An 18,890-nucleotide genomic window follows, 5' to 3' on the forward strand; every position below is an offset into this window, starting at 1 on the left:
ATTGCAACTTCGGATTTCAATTTGCATCTCCTCACTCTGCTTATGTCTTTTAGTTGTACAAGAAATCAAAGGTTGTCTTCAGATGCTCCTCCCAGAATCGCCATTCATGAGTTCCAGGGGTCTCAACATACTGAAATTCATAAGGGGTCGTCTCCAGGTAAGCTGCGAATTCCCGATTCATCTCCACAAACGGATCTTCCGAACCACAGCAAGTCAGAATCGAAGGCAGGTTACGTTTATCGTCGACCAATTTAGCGGCTAAAGCGTACAGATCCTGATCCGGCTTAATTTGTAAGCGTTTTCCAAAAGTACCCGCCATCTCCCTCGCCATGTCCTTGGACATTTGCGGATCGTTTAATCGTTTCTGGAGATCGGTAACTCCTGATAACGAAACCACTTTGCTGTAACGCTCGGGATAGGTAAGTCCACATTTCAGAGCGCCATACCCGCCCATCGATAACCCAGCGATATACGTCTTCTGCGGATTATCATCCAACCTCATCATTCGGCCACAAAGCTCGGGAAGCTCATGGGTCACATAGTGGAAGTAATCCAGTCCGTACTCCATGTCTGTATAATAGCTCCTGTTTACTTGGGGCATTATGACTGTACAACCATATTGACTTGCATACTGCTCAATAGTAGTCATCCTGTGCCAAGTACTGGCGTTATCACCAGCACCATGCAGCAGGTAGAGCGTTCCTCCAGACATGTTGCCTGAATCGACGGGGGAGATAATACTGATGGTCGTTGTCATTCTCAAGGTAGGAGAGCCTGTCTCAACTGTTAATAATGCCATGAGTTATCTCCTTTTCGTTCTTATTCATTTGTTTATTTTCTTGCAAGATCCCCGCTTAACCAGTACGGATTCGAATACCATATGTTTGTTTTGCGAATCACCTGTGATCAGGTCAAACAAAATTTCAACACTGGCCTTCGCCATATCCACTCCGGGTTGGCTGATCGTATCCAGAGATGGATGATAATATTCTGCCATTTCAATCCCGTCGAATCCGATAATCGAAACATCATTTGGAATTGATAAGCCCAAGGACAATAACGCCTTAGCCGCCCCAATGGCAATCGTATCTGATGCAGCAAAAACAGCAGTGATATCTTTTTTCTTATTGAGCAGACGTTTGGTAGCTGTAAAGCCAGAGCTTGGACTATATTCACAGTCCTCTACCATTGAAGGGTCGTACTCAATTCCATGCTCCTCAAGCGCCTTGATATATCCCATAAGCCGCCGATTACCTGTTGTATTTTGCACCAGAGGAAATCTGGCCAAAAAACAGATATTGCGATGTCCTAATGAGATTAAATAGCTGACAGCCTTATAAGATTCCTGAAGATCATCAATGATCACGCTTGAAAAAACAGCAGGATCGACTTCTTTTGTAGTCGTGATGGTAGTCAGAACAAATGGAATTTTTAATTGTTTGAATTTATCTTCGGAGTGATCATACGTTCCGCCCATAAAAATTACGCCATATAGATTTTTTTCTTTTACAAGCTGTAGAGCGATATCGATCTCGTCTACTCCATCTTCTACATGCTGGATCATTAGCGGACATCCCCGCAGGTTCACCTGGCGTTCAACTTCTTTGATCATGTCGGCAAAAAACGGGTTTGAGATCCCTTTTACCATTAGTGCTATGGTATTGGATCGCGTTTTTTTCAAGTTGCTTGCATTACCGTTTGGAATATAGTTATGTTCTCTAACAACCGCCATCACTTTAGCTCTAGTTGTATCGCTTACAACACCGCTATTATTGATTACTCTGGAGACTGTGGCGATACCCACGCCTGATAGCCTTGCAATATCTTTGATATTCATATTTACCTTGCTCCACTCCTATGATGAGTCCCCCCTTCACCCGATGAAAATCAGGTTGTGGAAACGCATGAAATGATGGGAAACGTTTCCCACGACATCATTTTGAGTCCTTAGCGCGTTTTTTCCGCTTACTTCGTCCATTATGAACAGGTAATTTTTATAAGTCAACTAAAAACACAAAAAAAATTGTGATTCATCACTTTTTATTTGGTTAAAATTACAATAAGTATATAGTTACTAAATCAATAAATTAGAAATAGTTGTAATTTATATATCAAATAATAGTTCCACTTGCTTTATTGACTTTAAAATAAGAATGGAATACCATCAATTTAGCGATTTTTATCGCAATAACAGAAAACGTTTCCACTCTTTTTTCTAGTTTTTCTTTTTGTCACTTCGCTATCCTAGCTAGGAATATCAAGAGAAAGAAGGACTCTTTTTATGTTGAACATGGCTCCATTCGCAGCTAAGGCTCGTGAACGAAACCTGAATATTTTCAATGTTCGTGTGCTTCAAAACGGAAACCTTGTGGGAAAACTGGATCTCACGGAGGATATTCGGCGCTTGCAGCATTCCGTCAGCAAGTCTTTTACTTGTATGGCAGTAGGTTTTGCCATTGATGAAGGGAAGCTGACACTGGAAACAACGCTTAGAGATGTTTTTCCGGAGTATGCCTCTCCTCTTAAACAAACACCTCCTTCCATGCAGCCCGGAGATATAACTTTGTTCGATTTGCTGCGAATGAGTACAGGGCACGACTCCCCTCCATTTTGGGCTGAAGAGAGATTAGCCTTGAAGGATAAAAATTGGGTGCAGCATTATTTGTCTCTGTCTTTAGACAGAGCTCCCGGAGAGAAATTTACATACAGCAGCGGAGATACCATTATGATCTCTGCAATGGTGCAAGCCCGCGTCGGGCAAACCGTAAAGGATTATCTGGTACCTCATTTGTTTGCACCTCTGGGCATAAACAATGTCGATTGGGAAACAACACCTCAAGGGGTAACCCTTGGCTGTGCCGGACTTCAGATTAACACGGAAGAGTTAAGCCGGTTTGGACAGCTGCTTTTACAGCAAGGAAAGTGGCAGGGCCAGCAACTGATCCCCGCAGCATGGATCGATTTTGTTACACAAAAACAGATCGACAATGATGGAAACGACGACTGGGGAGAAGGATACGGCTGTCAATTCTGGCGCTGCTCCCACGACGCTTACCGTGCCGATGGCGCTCATGGACAATTCTGTCTTGTGGTGCCGGACGCTCAAGCAGTCATTGCAATTAACAGCATGGAAGATAGCATGCAGGGAATCCTGGATACCGTCTGGGAGGAAATCTGGCCGCTTCTTTAGGAGCGGTCTTTTTTTATGGCTTGAGGTTAGCGTGCGCATAATGGGTAATTTACATTCTTCGGCGATTAGTACTTAACACCGCCAAGTAACCAGCGCTGTTTGAGGCTGAGGAGGCTTGCGGACTCAGATGACGTTATTTACTCTTTTATCGCCTTTTGAGCAACGTTTCGGACTCCAGCGCAGCTATTCCTGAGAAAGTAGCTCATTTGGGGCACGTTTGGCACCAATAGCGACGATGGAGTCCGATGACATCGCAAATCCCGCACTTTTCAGCATTTAAGGTCCTCTGGGTCCGATAGCTGCTGCGTATGTACAATATAAGTAACTCAACAGATGATAAGTAACTAAACACGCCCAAGCGTTCACACCAATAAATGCTCAAACCGTAAGTCCCCAACGCCAAACACGCCATGCAGTCAACACCAATAGATGCACAACACCAAGTAACCAGCATTACTTAGACTGAGGAAGCTCACGGACTCAGATGACGTTATTTACTCATTTATCTCCTTTTGAGAAACGTTTCGGACTCCAGCGCAGCTATTCCTGAGAAAGTGGCTCATTTGGGGCACGTTTGGCACCAATAGCGACGATGGAGTCCGATGACATCGCAAATCCCGCACTTTTCAGCATTTAAGGTCCTCTGGGTCCGATAGCTGCTGCGTATGTACAAAATAAGTAACTCATCACACCAAGTAACCAGCACTTTCTGAGACTGAGGAGGCACGCGGACTCAGGTGACGTTATTTACTCATTTATCACCTTTTGAGCAACGTTTCGGACTCCAGTGCAGCTATTGCTGAAAAAGTAGCTCATTTGAGGTACGTTTGGCATCAATAGTGCCGATGGAGTCCGATGACATCGCAAATGTGGCGCTTTTCAGCATTTAAGGTCATCTGGGTCCGATAGCTGCTGCGTATGTGCAAATGTGGGCTAGATGATGGAAGTTTGATGTTCAACGATGATAAGTAACTAAACACGCCCAAGCGTTCACACCAATAAATGCTCAAACCGTAAGTCCCCACCGCCTACAAATAGCTCAACCCACCAAGTAACCAGCAATACTTAGACTGAGGAGGCTTGCGGACTCAGATGACGTTATTTACTCTTTTATCGCCTTTTGAGCAACGTTTTGGACTCCAGCGCAGCTATTCCTGAGAAAGTGGCTCATTTGGGGCACGTTTGGCACCAATAGCGACGATGGAGTCCGATAACATCGCAAATCCCGCACTTTTCAGCATTTAAGGTCCTCTGGGTCCGATAGCTGCTGCGTATGTGCAAATGTGGGCTAGATGATGGAAGTTTGATGTTCAACGATGATAAGTAACTAAACACGCCCAAGCGTTTACACCAATAAATGCTCAAACCGTAAGTCCCCACCGCCTACAAATAGCTCAACCCACCAAGTAACCAGCAATACTTAGACTGAGGAGGCTTGCGGACTCAGATGACGTTATTTACTCTTTTATCGCCTTTTGAGCAACGTTTTGGACTCCAGCGCAGCTATTCCTGAGAAAGTGGCTCATTTGGGGCACGTTTGGCACCAATAGCGACGATGGAGTCCGATAACATCGCAAATCCCGCACTTTTCAGCATTTAAGGTCCTCTGGGTCCGATAGCTGCTGCGTAGGTGTAAATGTGGTCTAGAGGCTCGAAGTTTGATGTTCAACGGTGAATCGAATTTCGACGTTTAGATCAAGAAGGAAGACAAAGCACCCCGTGTGTGACCTCGAACTAAAACTCGCGCACGCAAAAACAGCCTTCCCGAAGGAAGGCTGTTAATTGACGTCCCGGAAGGGATTCGAACCCCTGACCGTGCGCTTAGAAGGCGCATGCTCTATCCAGCTGAGCTACCGGGACATATAAGAAATAAATACTATGTATTGACGCAACGATATTTATTATACCTTATTCAGCGGATTTTTCAAGTCAAAACAACTTAGAAAAATAATAAAAGTGTTTCCGGTGCAGCTTTTTCACACATCAGCGTAACCACAGGAAATGAAAAAAACGGCATTTCTGCCGCCCTTTTCAGCCATTCCAGTGTGCGTTTTACAAACCTTCGATATTTACTCCAGCTTTCGAAAACGCTTCTCCAGCTGCTTTTTTAAATCCCCAAAAGTGAGTAATTCTCGTTGAAACTTGGAATGCTCATCTTCTGGCGACATGAAGTTACTGCCTGTAAATGCACTCGAGGTCACATCTTGAAAAGCGTCATGCATATTGTTATCAAACCAATCGGTGGAGGTATCAGCATCATTAGTCAGAATACGGACAATCTCATATCCTTCTTCACGCCGATCCTCAACGATATACACCAAAAGCGCAGGATCACTAACAGCACCCGGCAAAACACCCACTTCTGCACAAGGCGCACCATCGTACTCCATCATTCTGCGAATTTTGGCGTCTTTAATATAATACACCTGTCATCCTTCCCTCCTGGCAAATTCCCCTCTCCCCTAGTGTTCGGATAAGGACATACATTTTATGCCTTCCTTCGGCATATATCTGTATTACTTGGCAAAAAAGTAAGGACAACAATCGCACAAAAGAGAGGATGAACCATCATGTGCGGAATAACCGGATTTATCCAGTGGCGCGGAGATCTCACTCAGCACTCGCAGCTGCTGGTCAAAATGACTGAAACTTTAGCAAACCGCGGCCCCGATGCAGCCGGAACCTGGATCTCAGGCCCCTGTGCTTTCGGTCACCGCAGACTTAGCGTTATCGATCCGGAGAACGGTGCCCAGCCCATGATCACCCGCCATGAGGAACAGGTATACGCGATTGTTTACAACGGCGAATTATATAACGCCCTCGAACTCAAACAGGAACTTAAGCAGCGAGGGCATCAATTCCGCACCCAGTGCGATACAGAAGTGCTGCTGCATTCCTATATCGAATGGGGGCCGGATTGCGCAGAGAAGCTCAATGGAATCTTTGCTTTTGCAGTATGGGACGGTCTGCGGGATCAAGTCTTTTTTGCACGTGACCGTTTAGGTGTGAAACCCCTGTTCTATAGCAAGGTTGATGACGTCCTAGTTTTTGGCTCAGAGCCTAAGGCGTTGCTGCAGCATCCCAAGGTACAACCAATCGTGGGTCCTGAAGGTCTCGCAGAAATCTTCATCATCGGTCCAGCGCGTACACCGGGTCATGGTGTTTATAAGGATATGCAAGAGCTTCGTCCAGGTCATGCTATGATCTATAGCCGTGAAGGTCTGCGCAGTTATGCCTATTGGAAGCTGGAGAGCGCAAAGCATACTGACAATGAAGCAGAGACAGCCGCTAAGGTGCGTGAACTGCTCCAAGATACACTCGAACGCCAACTGGTCTCAGACGTCCCTGTTTGCTCTCTTTTGTCGGGAGGGCTGGATTCCAGTGCGCTGACGGCACTTGCAGTGGATTACTACAACCGGAATGGTCAGGGACAAGTGGATACTTATTCCGTAGACTATGTAGATAACGACAAACATTTCAAAAGTCATACTTTCCAGCCGGGAGCAGATGGGCCCTGGATTAAACGAATGGTCGATGAATTGAATACAAATCACCACTACATCTCGTTCGATACTCCGGAGCTTGTAGAAGCGCTGGATAATGCTTTGTACACTAGGGATTTACCAGGGATGACCGATGTGGACTCTTCGTTGTACTTATTTTGCCGGGAGATTAAAAAGAACGCGACAGTAGCTATTTCCGGTGAAGCGGCGGATGAGATTTTTGGCGGATACCCTTGGTTCCACCGTGAGGAAATGCTCTCCTCAGGCACTTTTCCTTGGTCAGTTGCGCCGAAAATGCGTGCAAGTCTACTTTCCCCAGAAATTAACGAGTGGATTCGTCCACTGGAATATTTGGGTGACAGATATAGCGATGCGGTGGCTGAAGTTCCAAAGTTGGATGGAGAAACAGGAAAACAAGCACAAATGCGCGTGATGTCCTATCTGAATATCACCCGCTTCATGCCTACTCTGCTAGACCGTAAAGACCGAATGAGCATGGGCGCAGGGCTAGAGGTACGTGTTCCATATTGTGATCACCGACTCGTTCAATATGTATTTAATATTCCGTGGGAAATCAAGAATCTGGGGGGCCGTGAAAAAGGGATTTTACGTAAATCTCTTGAAGGCATTCTTCCAGACGATGTGCTCTACCGCAAAAAAAGCCCTTACCCCAAAACTCATAATCCTGCCTATTTAAATGCGGTACGAACTCAGGTATTAAACATTCTGGATGACTCCACTTCCCCCCTACTTCCGCTAATTGATGCTGCCAAAATCCGTGAGATCGCCGCTTCCCCGGAATCCTCAACCAATCTGCCTTGGTTCGGCCAGCTCATGTCCGGTCCTCAGCTGTTTGCTTACCTCGCCCAAGTGGATCTCTGGCTGCGTAAATATAACGTCTCCATCCAATAAACACGTAGATAACTGAGGTAATCGACAAGCCAAACAGCAAGTCCCCGTATCCGGTGGCTTGCTGTTTGGCTTGTATTTGCAAGGATTACTCTACGATCTTATCTGAGCGATCTTTAAAAGTTAAAGTTGTCCGGGTCCGGGCCAAATCGATGGTCTTTGTTCAAGCCCTCGATAGCTTTGACATCCTCGTCACTAAGCGTAAAGTCAAAGAATCCCGCATTCTCCTTGATTCGATCCGCATGTACGGATTTAGGTATCGTAATGACACCTTGCTGCAAATCCCAGCGAAGTACAATTTGAGCAGGGGTCTTGCCATACTTCTCAGCCAACTCGTTTAAGAGCGGTAGATCAAGATTCCCCTGCATTAATGGACTCCATGCTTCAAGCTGAATGCCCTGTTCATTGGCATATTTCAGCAGCTCGCGCTGAGTCAAGAGCGGATGGAATTCCACCTGATTCACCACAGGCACCACTCCGGTATCCTCGATGATATCTTTCAGATGATGAACCTGAAAATTGCTCACGCCGATAGATTTGATGAGGCCTTCTTTTTGCAGATGAATTAAGGCCTTCCATGTCTCACGATATTTCCCTGCCACCGGCCAGTGTATGAGATACAGATCTAGATAGTCCAGACCCAGCTTGCGCCGGCTATCCTCGAACGCTTTTAGCGTAGATTCATAACCTTGATCAGGATTCCGTACTTTAGTTGTAATAAACAACTCATCCCGGGCCACTCCACAATCACGAATAGCTTGTCCTACGCCTTCTTCGTTATTGTATCCGGCTGCCGTATCAATACTGCGATATCCTAATTCCACTGCGGTTTTGACCGCATGAATAACCTCTTCGCCATCTTTAGTCTTATACACGCCAAGACCCAGCCACGGCATGGTCACCCCGTCATTTAAAGTAGGACCACCCGAGAACGGTGCATTCAATTCACTCATCGCTTAACCCTCCAAGCTTATTGTTATTTCGTTAAACATACTTAACCTATTTATCCACTTAAGAAGCAAACGCTACCATAAAAAGTATAGCAGATGGCTTCATCATTCCCCAAATCCTTATAAAAAAACGGAGGCGTAAGCGCCCCCGCTCTTCTTTATTTCTCAATTAGTTTGAAATCATCAAAATGGAATTCAGGAGAAACAATACAGGATACCAGCGTCGGTTCTTTGCCTAACGAGCGCGCGGCCTGCCATACTCCCGCTGGAACAACCACTTGTGGCTGCTGGCCTGCAGCAATATCGAGACCCAGAATAACTTCCTGCACATCCTCAGGCTTATCTCCATTACCTCCGAGACTTAGCACGATTGGACTACCGGAATGCCACAACCAAACTTCATCGGACAATACAGTATGCCAATCAGATTGTTCGCCTTCGTGAAGTAAAAAATAAATTGAAGATGCCGAATGACGTGATCCAGAATAGCTATCGCCTAACACTTCCTGCGAAATTTCAAATTCCGAATTCCAAAGTCTTTTGTACCAACCACCCTCAACGTGAGGCTGTAATCCAAGCAGTTCAACTAGCGGTGAAATTTCTTTTTGCGTCACAGTAGCTTCTCTCCTTCAAAGTTAGCATGAACAACAATAGCTTCATATGCATAAGGTTGTTTTTGCTTTTTACTTTAACGGAATAAGCTCGAATTGTAAAATCTATTTACTGTCCTTGCTCGCTTTGAAGACTTCCGCAATCGCTCCAAGACTTCCCAGTGTTTCAACAGCGCTAGTTGGCAAGAACACTTTATTAGCAGGACCTTTGGCAATCTCAGCCAGAGCCTCGAAGGAACGATAAGCCAGAACGTGCTCATCCAGACCTGCCGAACGAATCAGCTCAATGCGTGATTTTTCTGCTTCTGCCACGGCTTGAATCGCTTTAGCCTCACCGTGTGCTTCCAGCTCCTGCGCCTGGCGTGAACCCTCTGCTTGACGGATACGCGCTTCTTTATCGCCTTCTGCTTTTAGAATCTTGCTCTGTTTATCCCCTTCAGCGCGTAGGATCATATCCTGCTTGGCAGCTTCCGCCTCCAAAACAATGGCACGTTTGCTCCGCTCTGCTTTCATCTGCTTATCCATCGCTTCCTGAATATCCAACGGCGGTTTGATATCGATAACTTCCACACGCTCGATCCGTACGCCCCACTTCTCAGTAGCTTCATCGAGAGCAAGACGGATATCCGTCGAAATCTTTTCCCGTCCAGACAAGGTCTCATCCAATTCCAGCTTACCGATGATTTGCCGCATTGTTGCCGTCGAAATGTTTCTTACCCCATACACATAATCAGAAATACCATAAGTAGCTTCCTCTGGTCCAACCACCTGGTAGAAAATAATCGTATCAATCTGCACCTGCACGTTATCCTTTGTAATTACCGTTTGCGGAGGTACATTCGCTTGTTGAATCCGTAAATCATGGTACGTGCGCACCTGATCAATTACAGGAATCAGAATGTTCAACCCCGGTGTCAGCAGACGATTAAATTTACCGAGCCTTTCCACTACGCCTACCCGTTGCTGTGGTACGATTTTGACTGTTAATGCCACAAAAACTACGACCACTACAATAATAATTGCGATAATTGCCCATTGCATTAGTTCATTTCCCCCCATCGTTCTACTTCGATAATCGTCGTGCCTCTTTTCACTACTCTTACAACCTCATCCTTGCCCAGATTCTGATCAGAGCTCGCGCTCCACGTATCTCCGCCTACCTTCACTTGCCCGTAACGTCCCTGCTCTATCGGCTCAACAACTACTCCTTGCCTACCGATGATTTCTGTACCTGTATCCTTGAACCCACGTGAATGGCGAAATCTAGAAACCAGTGGTTTCGAGAATATAGTCAGACCAAGTGCGACCAGTGATCCAAGGACCACCTGAAACAAAATGGCTTCGGGAACAATCAGCGACACCAAACCTGCGGCCAAAGCACCAATACTAAGCCACAATAAATAAAAAGTAAGCGTCATCATCTCAACAACAAACAGGACACCGGCTGCGATCAGCCAAAACACCCACACAACCATCGGTGAGCCCACCACCTTCCGTATGATACTACTATAACGAAAAGAAACAACGATGCGTTGCATAGTTCCATAAAAAAATATTTCAGGCATGTATATGATTTATATTCATTACATCGGTGGTTATGTGTTTCTTCATGAGTTTCTTGATAAAAGGCGAGTATACAAATCCAAAAGGGTTCACTTTTTGAAGAGTCACTATAAATTAGAAAATTGTCCCCCTATATCACCTGATTTTATCCCTAGCGCAATTGCAAGCTATGCTTGAGAATAAGAGTTACCATCACCCATTTATATCTAATTCATCCTAATTATCCAACTTCCAAACATCCTCCTCTATTCATTCAAACCATACACAGCATGTTACATCTTTAAAAATCCATGAAACAGCAGCACACAAAAAGCATAAAAGAAAGCGCTTACTGATTGGGTAAGGCTTGATTTGGACCGCTGCTTTTTTGCTGCTGAATCTACGAATTGATCTTCAATAGAATGATAGAAACGCCAAGGGTGATGGTGCACTACAACCGACGGGAGGTGAAGGTCAGGACATCTTGCCGAAAAGAATTTCGAACTACACTTTGAATCTAGGAGGTAGAAATTCAATGATCTTCACGAAAAAAGCTTCACGCAAAACCTTTGCAATTGCGATGATCGCCGCGCTTGTTCTGACACTCTTTTCCACCCTGGGCGGCAGTCCCAAAACAGCCAACGCCGCACAGGATTACAAACTGGTTGGTTATTACGCTTCATGGGCCGCTTACGGGCGTGCTTACAATGTAACTGATATCGATCCTACCAAAATGAATGTCATTAACTACGCTTTTGCGGATATTTGTTGGAATGGCATCCATGGCAATCCCGACCCCACCGGACCTAATCCGGTGACCTGGTCTTGCCAGAATGAGCAAGGCCAAGCCATCAGCGTTCCGAACGGTACGATTGTTCTTGGTGACCCGTGGATTGACACTGGAAAAAGCTTCGGGGATGACAAATGGGATGATCCCATCAAAGGTAACCTGAAGCAGCTATGGAAGCTGAAGGAAAAGAACCCTAACCTGAAGACCCTAATCTCCGTTGGGGGCTGGACCTGGTCGAACCGTTTCTCGGATGTAGCTGCGACAGCTGCGACCCGTGAGGTTTTTGCCAATTCCGCGGTTGATTTTATTCGAAAATACAAGATGGACGGCGTGGATCTCGACTGGGAATATCCAGTAAGTGGTGGACTCGCAGGCAATAGCTACCGTTCTGAAGATAAAGAAAACTATGTACTGCTGCTGCAAAAAGTTCGCGAAAAGCTGAATACAGCCGGCGCGGCGGATGGAAAAACCTATCTGCTGACCATTGCTTCCGGGGCAGGCCCAACGTATATCAACAATAATAATCTGGCCGGCATTGCTTCCGTTGTCGACTGGATCAATATTATGACCTATGACTTTAATGGGAGCTGGAACACCACCACCGGACACAATGCTCCGTTGTACTATGATCCCGCAGCTTCCGCTTCGGGCTTAACCGAACCGCAAAATTTTAACATCGATAAAGCGGTAACCTCCTATCTTGCGAATGGTGTACCTGCGAACAAGCTTGTACTTGGCATGGCTTTTTACGGTCGTGGTTGGGGCGGAGCTCCTGCTTCAGGAAACGGCCAATATCAGGTGTCCGCTGGCATCTCACCAACGGGTACATGGGAAAAAGGCAGCTATGATTTCTATGATCTCGAAGCCAATTATATCAACAAAAACGGTTATATCCGCTATTGGAATGATACATCCAAAGTGCCTTATCTCTATAATCCAACAAATCAAACCTTTATCAGCTATGACGACGTAGAATCCTTTGGCCACAAGATCAGCTACCTGAAGTCCAAGGGTCTTGCAGGTGCTATGTTCTGGGAAACAAGTGGTGACCGGAACAAAACACTAACCAATAAACTAAACGCCGATCTTGGTGGCGGAGTGGTGCAGCCGACACCGACACCATCCACATCACCAACACCAACTGCAACCGCTACACCTACTGCAACTCCAACTGCAACACCAACGCCAACTGCAACCGTGACGCCAACCCCAACGCCTACACCGGGACAATGTTCTGCAGCGACCTGGGGTGCAACAACCGTATACACTGGCGGACAGCGTGTCTCCTACAATGGCTCAGTCTATGAAGCCAAATGGTGGACGCAAGGGGATCGTCCTGATCTTAGCGGAACTGATGGGGTCTGGAAATTCATCAGCGTATGCGGAACAGCGACACCAACTGCAACTGTGGCCCCAACTTTAACACCTACGGTAGCACCAACGCCTACCGCAACCGTTGCACCTACGCCTACTTTAGCGCCAACGCCAACTGCAACCGTTGCACCTACACAAACTCCTTTACCTACCGCTACGCCTACTTCGGAAGGGTCTAGCTGGGGAACAGGCGTTGCGTACAAAACAGATGATGTCGTCGCTTATAACGGAAAAACATATACCTGCTTGCAGCCCCACACTTCACTTCAGGGCTGGGAGCCAGCCACCACACCTGCGCTATGGAAGCTCAATTAAAGACTTGCTGGAAGTATCGTTCCTGAAATAACATTATCCCCCTTTGGAGGTATATTAAATATGATTGCAAAAGCACGTGCTAAGCGCAAAATATCCATAAGTTACCTTGCTGCGCTAATGAGCCTAATCGTTCTGGTTCCACTTTACACCGGGACAGGTGCATCCTTACCAGTGGCCCATGCCGCGGAAACAACACCTTCCGCTCCCGCTCCAGCAGCTGATCACCCTCGTAAAATCGTTGCTTACTTCCCAGAGTGGGGCGATCAGGAGAACAAAGGATTTTACACCGTAGACAAGATTCCGTGGGATAAAATTACCCATATTAACTACGCCTTCGCCAAGGTAAATCCTCAAACGAACAAGATTGATCTCATGGACCGTACAGCTGCAATCGAAAAAGACTATCCCGGTCAGCTGACCACCCTGCCTTTTAAGGGGCATTTTAACCAACTGGTTAAGTACAAACAGCTCTATCCTGATGTCCGCACCCTGATTTCTGTTGGCGGCTGGTCGGGTTCCGGAGGGTTCTTCAACATGGCGAATTCAGAAGCCGGGCGAGAAGCTTTTGCCAATAGTGTTGTGGATTTTCTGCGTACCTATCAGTTCAACGGAGTAGACATCGATTGGGAGTACCCTTCTGGCACTGGGCAGTCCGGTAATCCTAACGATTTTGCCGTGGCAGAACCGCTGCGTACAGTTAATTACAACAACTACGTTCTTCTTATGAAAAAACTCCGCGAAAAGCTCGATCTGGCAGGTGCTCAAGACAATCAGAAATATGACCTGACCATTGCGGCCACCGCCTCTTCCTGGATTCTTGGGGGCATGAAGCTTGGGGAAGCCAATCAGTATTTAGACTGGGCGAACCTTATGACCTATGATTTCCATGGGGCTTGGAATGGATATGTAGGGCCGCATTCTGCATTGTACCCGGATTCCCGCGATACTGAAACTGCTGCGCTGGGCACTCCGGTTCTGAATACCGACTGGGCGGTCCGATACTATCTTGGAACGCTTCCTCCGGAAAAAATCGTGATCGGAGTTCCTTATTATTCACGAGGCTGGAAAAATGTGAATGGAGGCATCAACAATACCGGCCTTTACGGCACAGCTCCGACAACCGGTGGGGGAGCAGATGGCCAATACGGGATCTGGAATGATCCCGCACCAGAGCAGCCTGCTGGTGCAAATCCGATCTGGCATGTGCTAAATCTGCTCAAAGATCCAGCGAATAAGCGTTACTTCGATCCTGTTACCAAAACACCGTACTTATTCAATGCAGACAAGAAGATTTTTCTTACGTATGAAGATAAGGAATCTCTTGGCTACAAGCTGGATTACATCAAGCAAAAAGGCTTGGGAGGTATGATGTTCTGGGAACTAACGGGCGATTACTCTGAGCAGAGCGATGGCACTTATACGTATGGCAATTCTCTGACCGATTTTGCCTATGATCAGCTGAAGACAGCCTCGCCGCCGGGCGGAGCTCCTAAGCCGCAGTTGCCTGAACCTAAAAACTTCAACCTCAGCTTCAGCGGCGCCTATGATCATCCGAACTATACCTATTCATTAAAAATAACGAACAATACCGGCACAGATATTTCCGGTGGCTGGAAGCTGGAGTTCGACCTGCCAACAACTACAACCCTAACCTCGGCATGGGGAGCCGGTAGCGTTGAGCAAATCTCCACGGCCTGGGATTTCAACCGCTACCGTATTACAGGTACAGCTACTCAAACTATTGCGAATGGAGCTTCACTTGAAATTCCGGGTATGATGAAGCTGAACTTTTCAGGCGGTCCACAGCGAATCACCCTGAACGGAAACTCGTCCCAACAGGAATACGATAAACTGTACGGAGGCATTACACCTACGCCAACACCGTCTGCATCACCGACACCGACACCGACTCCGACGACTACACCAACACCAACACCTACAACAACACCGACTCCGACGGCAACCGTGACGCCAACGCCAACTGTAGCGCCAACACCTACTCCTACGCCGGGACAATGTTCGGCAGCGACCTGGAATGCGGCAACCGCATATACTGGCGGACAACGCGTTTCCTACAACGGCTCACTCTATGAAGCCAAGTGGTGGACACAAGGCGATCGTCCCGATCTTAGCGGACCGGACGGTGTCTGGAAATACATCAGCGTGTGTGGAACAGCAACTTCTACACCAACGGCAACTGTAGCTCCAACAGTAACACCGACTTTGACACCTACGGTGGCACCGACGCCTACTGCAACCGTTACTCCAGCGCCTACGGTGGCACCAACGCCCACCGCAACCGTAACACCCACGCAAACTCCATTACCGACTGCTACACCTACTTCGGGAGGGTCTAGCTGGGTAACAGGAGTTGCTTATAAAGTAGGTGATGTTGTTGCCTACAGTGGAAAAACGTATACCTGCTTGCAGCCTCACACTTCACTTCAGGGGTGGGAGCCAGCTTCCACACCTGCTCTTTGGAAGCTGATATAATCCGGTGCTCTCCTTGATTCCAACAAGGAGAACATCCCATTATTAGTGCAGAGTCATACTCATTCTCTGGGGCTTACGTTAAGGACCCAGTTGACGTTATTTACAAATTTCAAGCCTTTGGAGCTGTGTTTCGGACTCCAGTGCTGCTATTCCTTATGAAATGCTTCTATTGGGGTGTTTTTCGTGCCCATAGCGACTTTGGGGTCCAGTAGAATCTCAATTATCGGATATAGCTGCGTTTAAGGTCAGCTGTGTCCGGGTAGCCGCTTCATACGGGTGAATGTGCTAGAATCGAACGAAGTTTGATGCTTTGTTTAAGGGGAAGGAATAAAAAACGGGGGTGCCCAGCAGCCATTTCGCGGCTTTTGGACACCCCCACTTTTATATAAAAATCTATTCCTGCGATAGGCCGCCTTCGGCTGCCAGTTTTTTCTCCAGCTTCGCCGTCAGCAGTCGCAGTGCAGTTCCTCGATGGCTAATCTGCTGCTTCTCTTCCAGCGTAAGCTCGGCCATAGTTTTTTCATGTTCCGACAGATAAAATAGCGGGTCGTAACCGAAACCGCCAGCACCTGATGGTTCTGAAGTAATCCAACCTTCGACCGCACCTTCTGCGGTTAGCTCCTGCTTGGAAACTGGATCGTACAGCGATAAAGTACAGACGAACCTAGCTGTGCTCAGCAAAGGCTGATCTGTGTCTTCCCCCTGTTTCAATCTCTCTAGCTCGCTAAGCAGCTTCAGGTTATTTTCCCCATCCGTAGCGTCTTCACCGGCAAAACGTGCAGAGTACACACCCGGTCTGCCATCCAAAGCATCTACACAAAGACCCGAATCATCAGCGAGTACCGGAATTCCAAGTGCATCACCTACGGCTTTGGATTTTTTAAACGCATTCTCTGCAAAAGTAGCCCCGTCTTCCACCACATCGGGCAGATGCGGATAGTCATACATACTCTTAACTGTCAGGCCCAGCGGGGCAAAAGCGTGCTCGAACTCGCGCACCTTCCCCTTATTCTTCGTTGCGACAATGAGAATATTGCCCGTGGAATTCATGTTACACCTCTTGGCCCGGTTGGCCGGAAGGGATTTTCAGAGCAATCGCTCCGAGCGCTTCTTTTTGCGCCGCAATCAGTTCATAAATTCCCTTCTCACCTAGACCTAATAATAGGTCCAGCTCTTGACGCGAGAATGGTCTTTCTTCGCCAGTCCCTTGTACCTCAACAAAAGCACCGCCGCCGGTCATGACTACATTCATATCCACTTTGGCTTTGGAATCCTCTTCATAATTCAGATCGAGCAATGTTTTATCCCCTACAACACCTACACTAATTGCTCCCAAAAAGTCTGTTATAGGAAAAACAGCCAGCTTGTGCTGTAGTGCAATTTTATTAATAGCAAATGCCATGGCAACAAAAGCGCCTGTTATCGAAGCCGTCCGAGTTCCCCCATCCGCCTGAATCACATCACAATCCAGCGTAATACTGCGTTCACCTAACGCTTGTAAATTCACCACGGAGCGAAGCGCACGGCCGATCAGCCGCTGGATTTCCATTGTACGTCCGGTAAGTTTACCGCGTGCAGCTTCACGTTGATTACGGGACTGGGTGGCCCGAGGAAGCATCGAATATTCGGCAGTTACCCAGCCTTTTCCTTGTCCTTTAAGAAACGGAGGCACTTTTTCCTCTACAGTAGCCGTACAAATAACTTTGGTGTCTCCCATCTCAATGATCACGGAGCCCTCAGCATATTTATTCGTTTGGGTCGTTATTGTCAGCGGCCGTAATTGGTCGTCAGTTCGCCCGTTTGATCTCATCTTTTCTGCCTCCTACATCGTATAGCTAATAGTTTAGTGTGAGTCCCGTTTCCCTGTTGTTCATTGCAGCAGTTCACCGTTCGGGACGTTACGTCTTTTTGAGCAACTTTTATTCTACCAAAGAGGAGGCACAAAAGCATCTTTTAAACCTTAGAAGGTCATTCTATAACGGGAGCTCGTTCAAAAATTCAGGTGCAGAAACAGGTTTGCTATAGTCCACATTGTCAGTGTCAGTAATCGATTGTTTGCCGTTCAAACGAATTTGAACCAGAGCATCTTCCGTATTTTGCGCAACAGTCAGAACAACCGATTCCAGTAATTCGGCAGGAACTTCCTTCCCATCTGCGAACATATCGTCAGTCAAGGATACAGTAACAACACCGTTTTGTCCGGCTTCAACCGAATCAAGTGATGTGCCCTGTGTCATAACCATTTCCAGACCGTCTCCGGATTCAGGTCCCGCAATCAGTTCATTGATAGCAGCAGTCAGCTGCTCTTGCCCTGCGGGTACAAAGCGCGTAACCGGAACATAATATTGGATACCGTCAGGAGATGTTGTGGAAAAATAAACAGTAACCGCACTAGAGTTCATCAAAGATGGACCTTGTTTAGGCAGGTTAATGCCCATTGTACGGGACAGCGGGCGATCCAGCGGAGTACCTTGAAGCGGCATTTCCATAAGCTTTTTACCATCTACCCAGAACTGTACACCTTTAATGTCATCTTGACCGGTCAGCGTCCAAGTGATCGCTTCAAGGATTTTGCGTTCATCCGCAGCATCGTAGTTGTTAAATTCCGAATTGAACTCAACAACTGCCAAATTCGACTTGTCTACCGTAATGCTTTGCACCTCAGTTCCAGCTGGTAGAATACCTTGGAAGCCTTCTGGCAATGAGGACGCATATTCTCCCTTATTCACTAATGCCATTAAAGAGTTCTTGAGCGTGCTGGAATCTTTGCTTTTTGGCAGATTTAGCGACACTGGAGCGAGTAAGCCATTTCCATCTTCCAAATATACGGTCGTCCGGTCACCGGAAGCCGTTGCTTTATCCGTTGCTTTAGCGGTTTTGGTGCTGTCCTTCACAACTGCTTGTGCATCATCCTGAGCCACTGGACCAAATACACCTGAATCCAAAGTATTATTTCCCTCTGTCTGTAACATCTGCGCTTCAACCTCAGGTGGCGGAGCATCAATCGATGCTGATTCCGAACCGAACAAGCCGCAACCGGACAGTGCCAGTGGAACTGCGAGTAGGCAGACTGCGGAAATCCCGCGGATTTGTTGCATTGTTTTCATCATTTATTACCCCTTTCAAGGTTAGATAGCATTTGTACTGCTATGTATACGAGACCTTTGTCCAAAAAATAACAACTGCTTATCCTAAATTGTTGGAAAAGCCTGT

Annotated in this window: 14 protein-coding genes and 1 tRNA gene; 4 read left to right on the forward strand and 11 right to left on the reverse strand. The window is 46.9% G+C overall.

Features of this window, described 5'->3' with window-relative positions; all coding sequences use genetic code 11:
• Positions 1 to 49: 49 nt before the first annotated feature.
• Together MHH46_RS25755 and MHH46_RS25760 are read right to left on the reverse strand one after the other, a co-directional pair.
• Positions 50 to 799 (reverse strand): alpha/beta hydrolase family protein, encoded by a 750-nt coding sequence (locus MHH46_RS25755; protein ID WP_076195222.1) that lies wholly within the window; start codon positions 797 to 799, stop codon positions 50 to 52.
• Between the two features lie 24 nt (positions 800 to 823).
• Entirely contained in the window at positions 824 to 1,837 is a 1,014-nt protein-coding gene (locus MHH46_RS25760; protein WP_076142395.1) for a LacI family DNA-binding transcriptional regulator, read from the reverse strand.
• A gap of 444 nt (positions 1,838 to 2,281) precedes the next feature.
• On the opposite strand from MHH46_RS25760, the gene MHH46_RS25765 reads away from it, so the two are divergent.
• On the forward strand, positions 2,282 to 3,190 hold the full coding sequence (locus MHH46_RS25765) for a serine hydrolase (protein ID WP_076195219.1): 909 nt from the start codon (positions 2,282 to 2,284) through the stop codon (positions 3,188 to 3,190).
• Between the two features lie 1,786 nt (positions 3,191 to 4,976).
• On the opposite strand, the gene MHH46_RS25770 is transcribed toward MHH46_RS25765, so the two are convergent.
• Both MHH46_RS25770 and MHH46_RS25775 read right to left on the reverse strand, forming a co-directional pair.
• A tRNA-Arg gene (locus MHH46_RS25770) sits at positions 4,977 to 5,050 on the reverse strand.
• Between the two features lie 209 nt (positions 5,051 to 5,259).
• The gene (locus tag MHH46_RS25775; protein WP_036686975.1) at positions 5,260 to 5,616 is read right to left on the reverse strand and encodes a hypothetical protein; all 357 of its coding nucleotides are present in this window, start codon (positions 5,614 to 5,616) and stop codon (positions 5,260 to 5,262) included.
• Between the two features lie 144 nt (positions 5,617 to 5,760).
• On the opposite strand from MHH46_RS25775, the gene asnB reads away from it, so the two are divergent.
• Positions 5,761 to 7,605 (forward strand): asparagine synthase (glutamine-hydrolyzing), encoded by a 1,845-nt coding sequence (asnB, locus tag MHH46_RS25780; protein ID WP_076129204.1) that lies wholly within the window; start codon positions 5,761 to 5,763, stop codon positions 7,603 to 7,605.
• Between the two features lie 113 nt (positions 7,606 to 7,718).
• Here the strand turns inward: asnB and MHH46_RS25785 are convergent, their stop codons facing one another.
• The 4 genes from MHH46_RS25785 to MHH46_RS25800 all read right to left on the reverse strand — a co-directional run bounded on the left by MHH46_RS25785 (position 7,719) and on the right by MHH46_RS25800 (position 10,701).
• Positions 7,719 to 8,555 carry an aldo/keto reductase gene (locus MHH46_RS25785; RefSeq protein ID WP_076146344.1) on the reverse strand — a complete coding sequence of 279 codons (837 nt, stop codon included), beginning with the start codon at positions 8,553 to 8,555 and terminating at the stop codon, positions 7,719 to 7,721.
• Between the two features lie 155 nt (positions 8,556 to 8,710).
• Positions 8,711 to 9,166: a cupin domain-containing protein gene (locus tag MHH46_RS25790; RefSeq protein ID WP_036686965.1), complete on the reverse strand. Its 456-nt coding sequence runs from the start codon at positions 9,164 to 9,166 to the stop codon at positions 8,711 to 8,713.
• 102 nt (positions 9,167 to 9,268) lie between these two features.
• The gene (locus MHH46_RS25795) at positions 9,269 to 10,204 is read right to left on the reverse strand and encodes an SPFH domain-containing protein (protein WP_076129203.1); all 936 of its coding nucleotides are present in this window, start codon (positions 10,202 to 10,204) and stop codon (positions 9,269 to 9,271) included.
• Positions 10,204 to 10,701, reverse strand: a complete 498-nt coding sequence (locus tag MHH46_RS25800; RefSeq protein WP_405132534.1) for an NfeD family protein — start codon at positions 10,699 to 10,701, stop codon at positions 10,204 to 10,206. Before MHH46_RS25800 ends, MHH46_RS25795 begins: the two co-directional genes overlap by 1 nt.
• A gap of 539 nt (positions 10,702 to 11,240) precedes the next feature.
• Here MHH46_RS25800 and MHH46_RS25805 point away from each other — a divergent pair.
• Positions 11,241 to 13,184 carry a glycosyl hydrolase family 18 protein gene (locus MHH46_RS25805; protein WP_038573080.1) on the forward strand — a complete coding sequence of 648 codons (1,944 nt, stop codon included), beginning with the start codon at positions 11,241 to 11,243 and terminating at the stop codon, positions 13,182 to 13,184.
• Between the two features lie 60 nt (positions 13,185 to 13,244).
• Positions 13,245 to 15,677 (forward strand): glycosyl hydrolase family 18 protein, encoded by a 2,433-nt coding sequence (locus MHH46_RS25810; protein WP_076129201.1) that lies wholly within the window; start codon positions 13,245 to 13,247, stop codon positions 15,675 to 15,677.
• Positions 15,678 to 16,070: 393 nt separating this feature from the next.
• On the opposite strand, the gene MHH46_RS25815 is transcribed toward MHH46_RS25810, so the two are convergent.
• From MHH46_RS25815 to MHH46_RS25825, 3 genes are all read right to left on the reverse strand, one after another.
• Positions 16,071 to 16,727, reverse strand: a complete 657-nt coding sequence (locus MHH46_RS25815; protein WP_076129200.1) for an XTP/dITP diphosphatase — start codon at positions 16,725 to 16,727, stop codon at positions 16,071 to 16,073.
• A 1-nt stretch (position 16,728) separates the two neighbouring features.
• Positions 16,729 to 17,487, reverse strand: coding sequence for a ribonuclease PH (gene rph, locus MHH46_RS25820; protein WP_036686952.1), 759 nt, complete (start codon positions 17,485 to 17,487; stop codon positions 16,729 to 16,731).
• A gap of 163 nt (positions 17,488 to 17,650) precedes the next feature.
• Positions 17,651 to 18,784: a GerMN domain-containing protein gene (locus MHH46_RS25825; protein WP_179086346.1), complete on the reverse strand. Its 1,134-nt coding sequence runs from the start codon at positions 18,782 to 18,784 to the stop codon at positions 17,651 to 17,653.
• Between the last annotated feature and the right edge of the window lie 106 nt (positions 18,785 to 18,890).

Source organism: Paenibacillus sp. FSL H8-0175, assembly GCF_045040615.1.
GTDB classification, from domain to species: domain Bacteria; phylum Bacillota; class Bacilli; order Paenibacillales; family Paenibacillaceae; genus Paenibacillus_AQ; species Paenibacillus_AQ odorifer.

What these genes read in the sequence shown, in the direction of transcription:
- MHH46_RS25755 (WP_076195222.1), bottom strand. Translation starts at nt 799, where the DNA reads ATGGCATTATTAACAGTTGAGACAGGCTCTCCTACCTTGAGAATGACA.
- MHH46_RS25760 (WP_076142395.1), bottom strand. Translation starts at nt 1,837, where the DNA reads ATGAATATCAAAGATATTGCAAGGCTATCAGGCGTGGGTATCGCCACA.
- MHH46_RS25765 (WP_076195219.1), top strand. Translation starts at nt 2,282, where the DNA reads ATGTTGAACATGGCTCCATTCGCAGCTAAGGCTCGTGAACGAAACCTG.
- asnB (WP_076129204.1), top strand. Translation starts at nt 5,761, where the DNA reads ATGTGCGGAATAACCGGATTTATCCAGTGGCGCGGAGATCTCACTCAG.
- MHH46_RS25785 (WP_076146344.1), bottom strand. Translation starts at nt 8,555, where the DNA reads ATGAGTGAATTGAATGCACCGTTCTCGGGTGGTCCTACTTTAAATGAC.
- MHH46_RS25795 (WP_076129203.1), bottom strand. Translation starts at nt 10,204, where the DNA reads ATGCAATGGGCAATTATCGCAATTATTATTGTAGTGGTCGTAGTTTTT.
- MHH46_RS25800 (WP_405132534.1), bottom strand. Translation starts at nt 10,701, where the DNA reads ATGCAACGCATCGTTGTTTCTTTTCGTTATAGTAGTATCATACGGAAG.
- MHH46_RS25805 (WP_038573080.1), top strand. Translation starts at nt 11,241, where the DNA reads ATGATCTTCACGAAAAAAGCTTCACGCAAAACCTTTGCAATTGCGATG.
- MHH46_RS25810 (WP_076129201.1), top strand. Translation starts at nt 13,245, where the DNA reads ATGATTGCAAAAGCACGTGCTAAGCGCAAAATATCCATAAGTTACCTT.
- MHH46_RS25815 (WP_076129200.1), bottom strand. Translation starts at nt 16,727, where the DNA reads ATGAATTCCACGGGCAATATTCTCATTGTCGCAACGAAGAATAAGGGG.
- rph (WP_036686952.1), bottom strand. Translation starts at nt 17,487, where the DNA reads ATGAGATCAAACGGGCGAACTGACGACCAATTACGGCCGCTGACAATA.
- MHH46_RS25825 (WP_179086346.1), bottom strand. Translation starts at nt 18,784, where the DNA reads ATGAAAACAATGCAACAAATCCGCGGGATTTCCGCAGTCTGCCTACTC.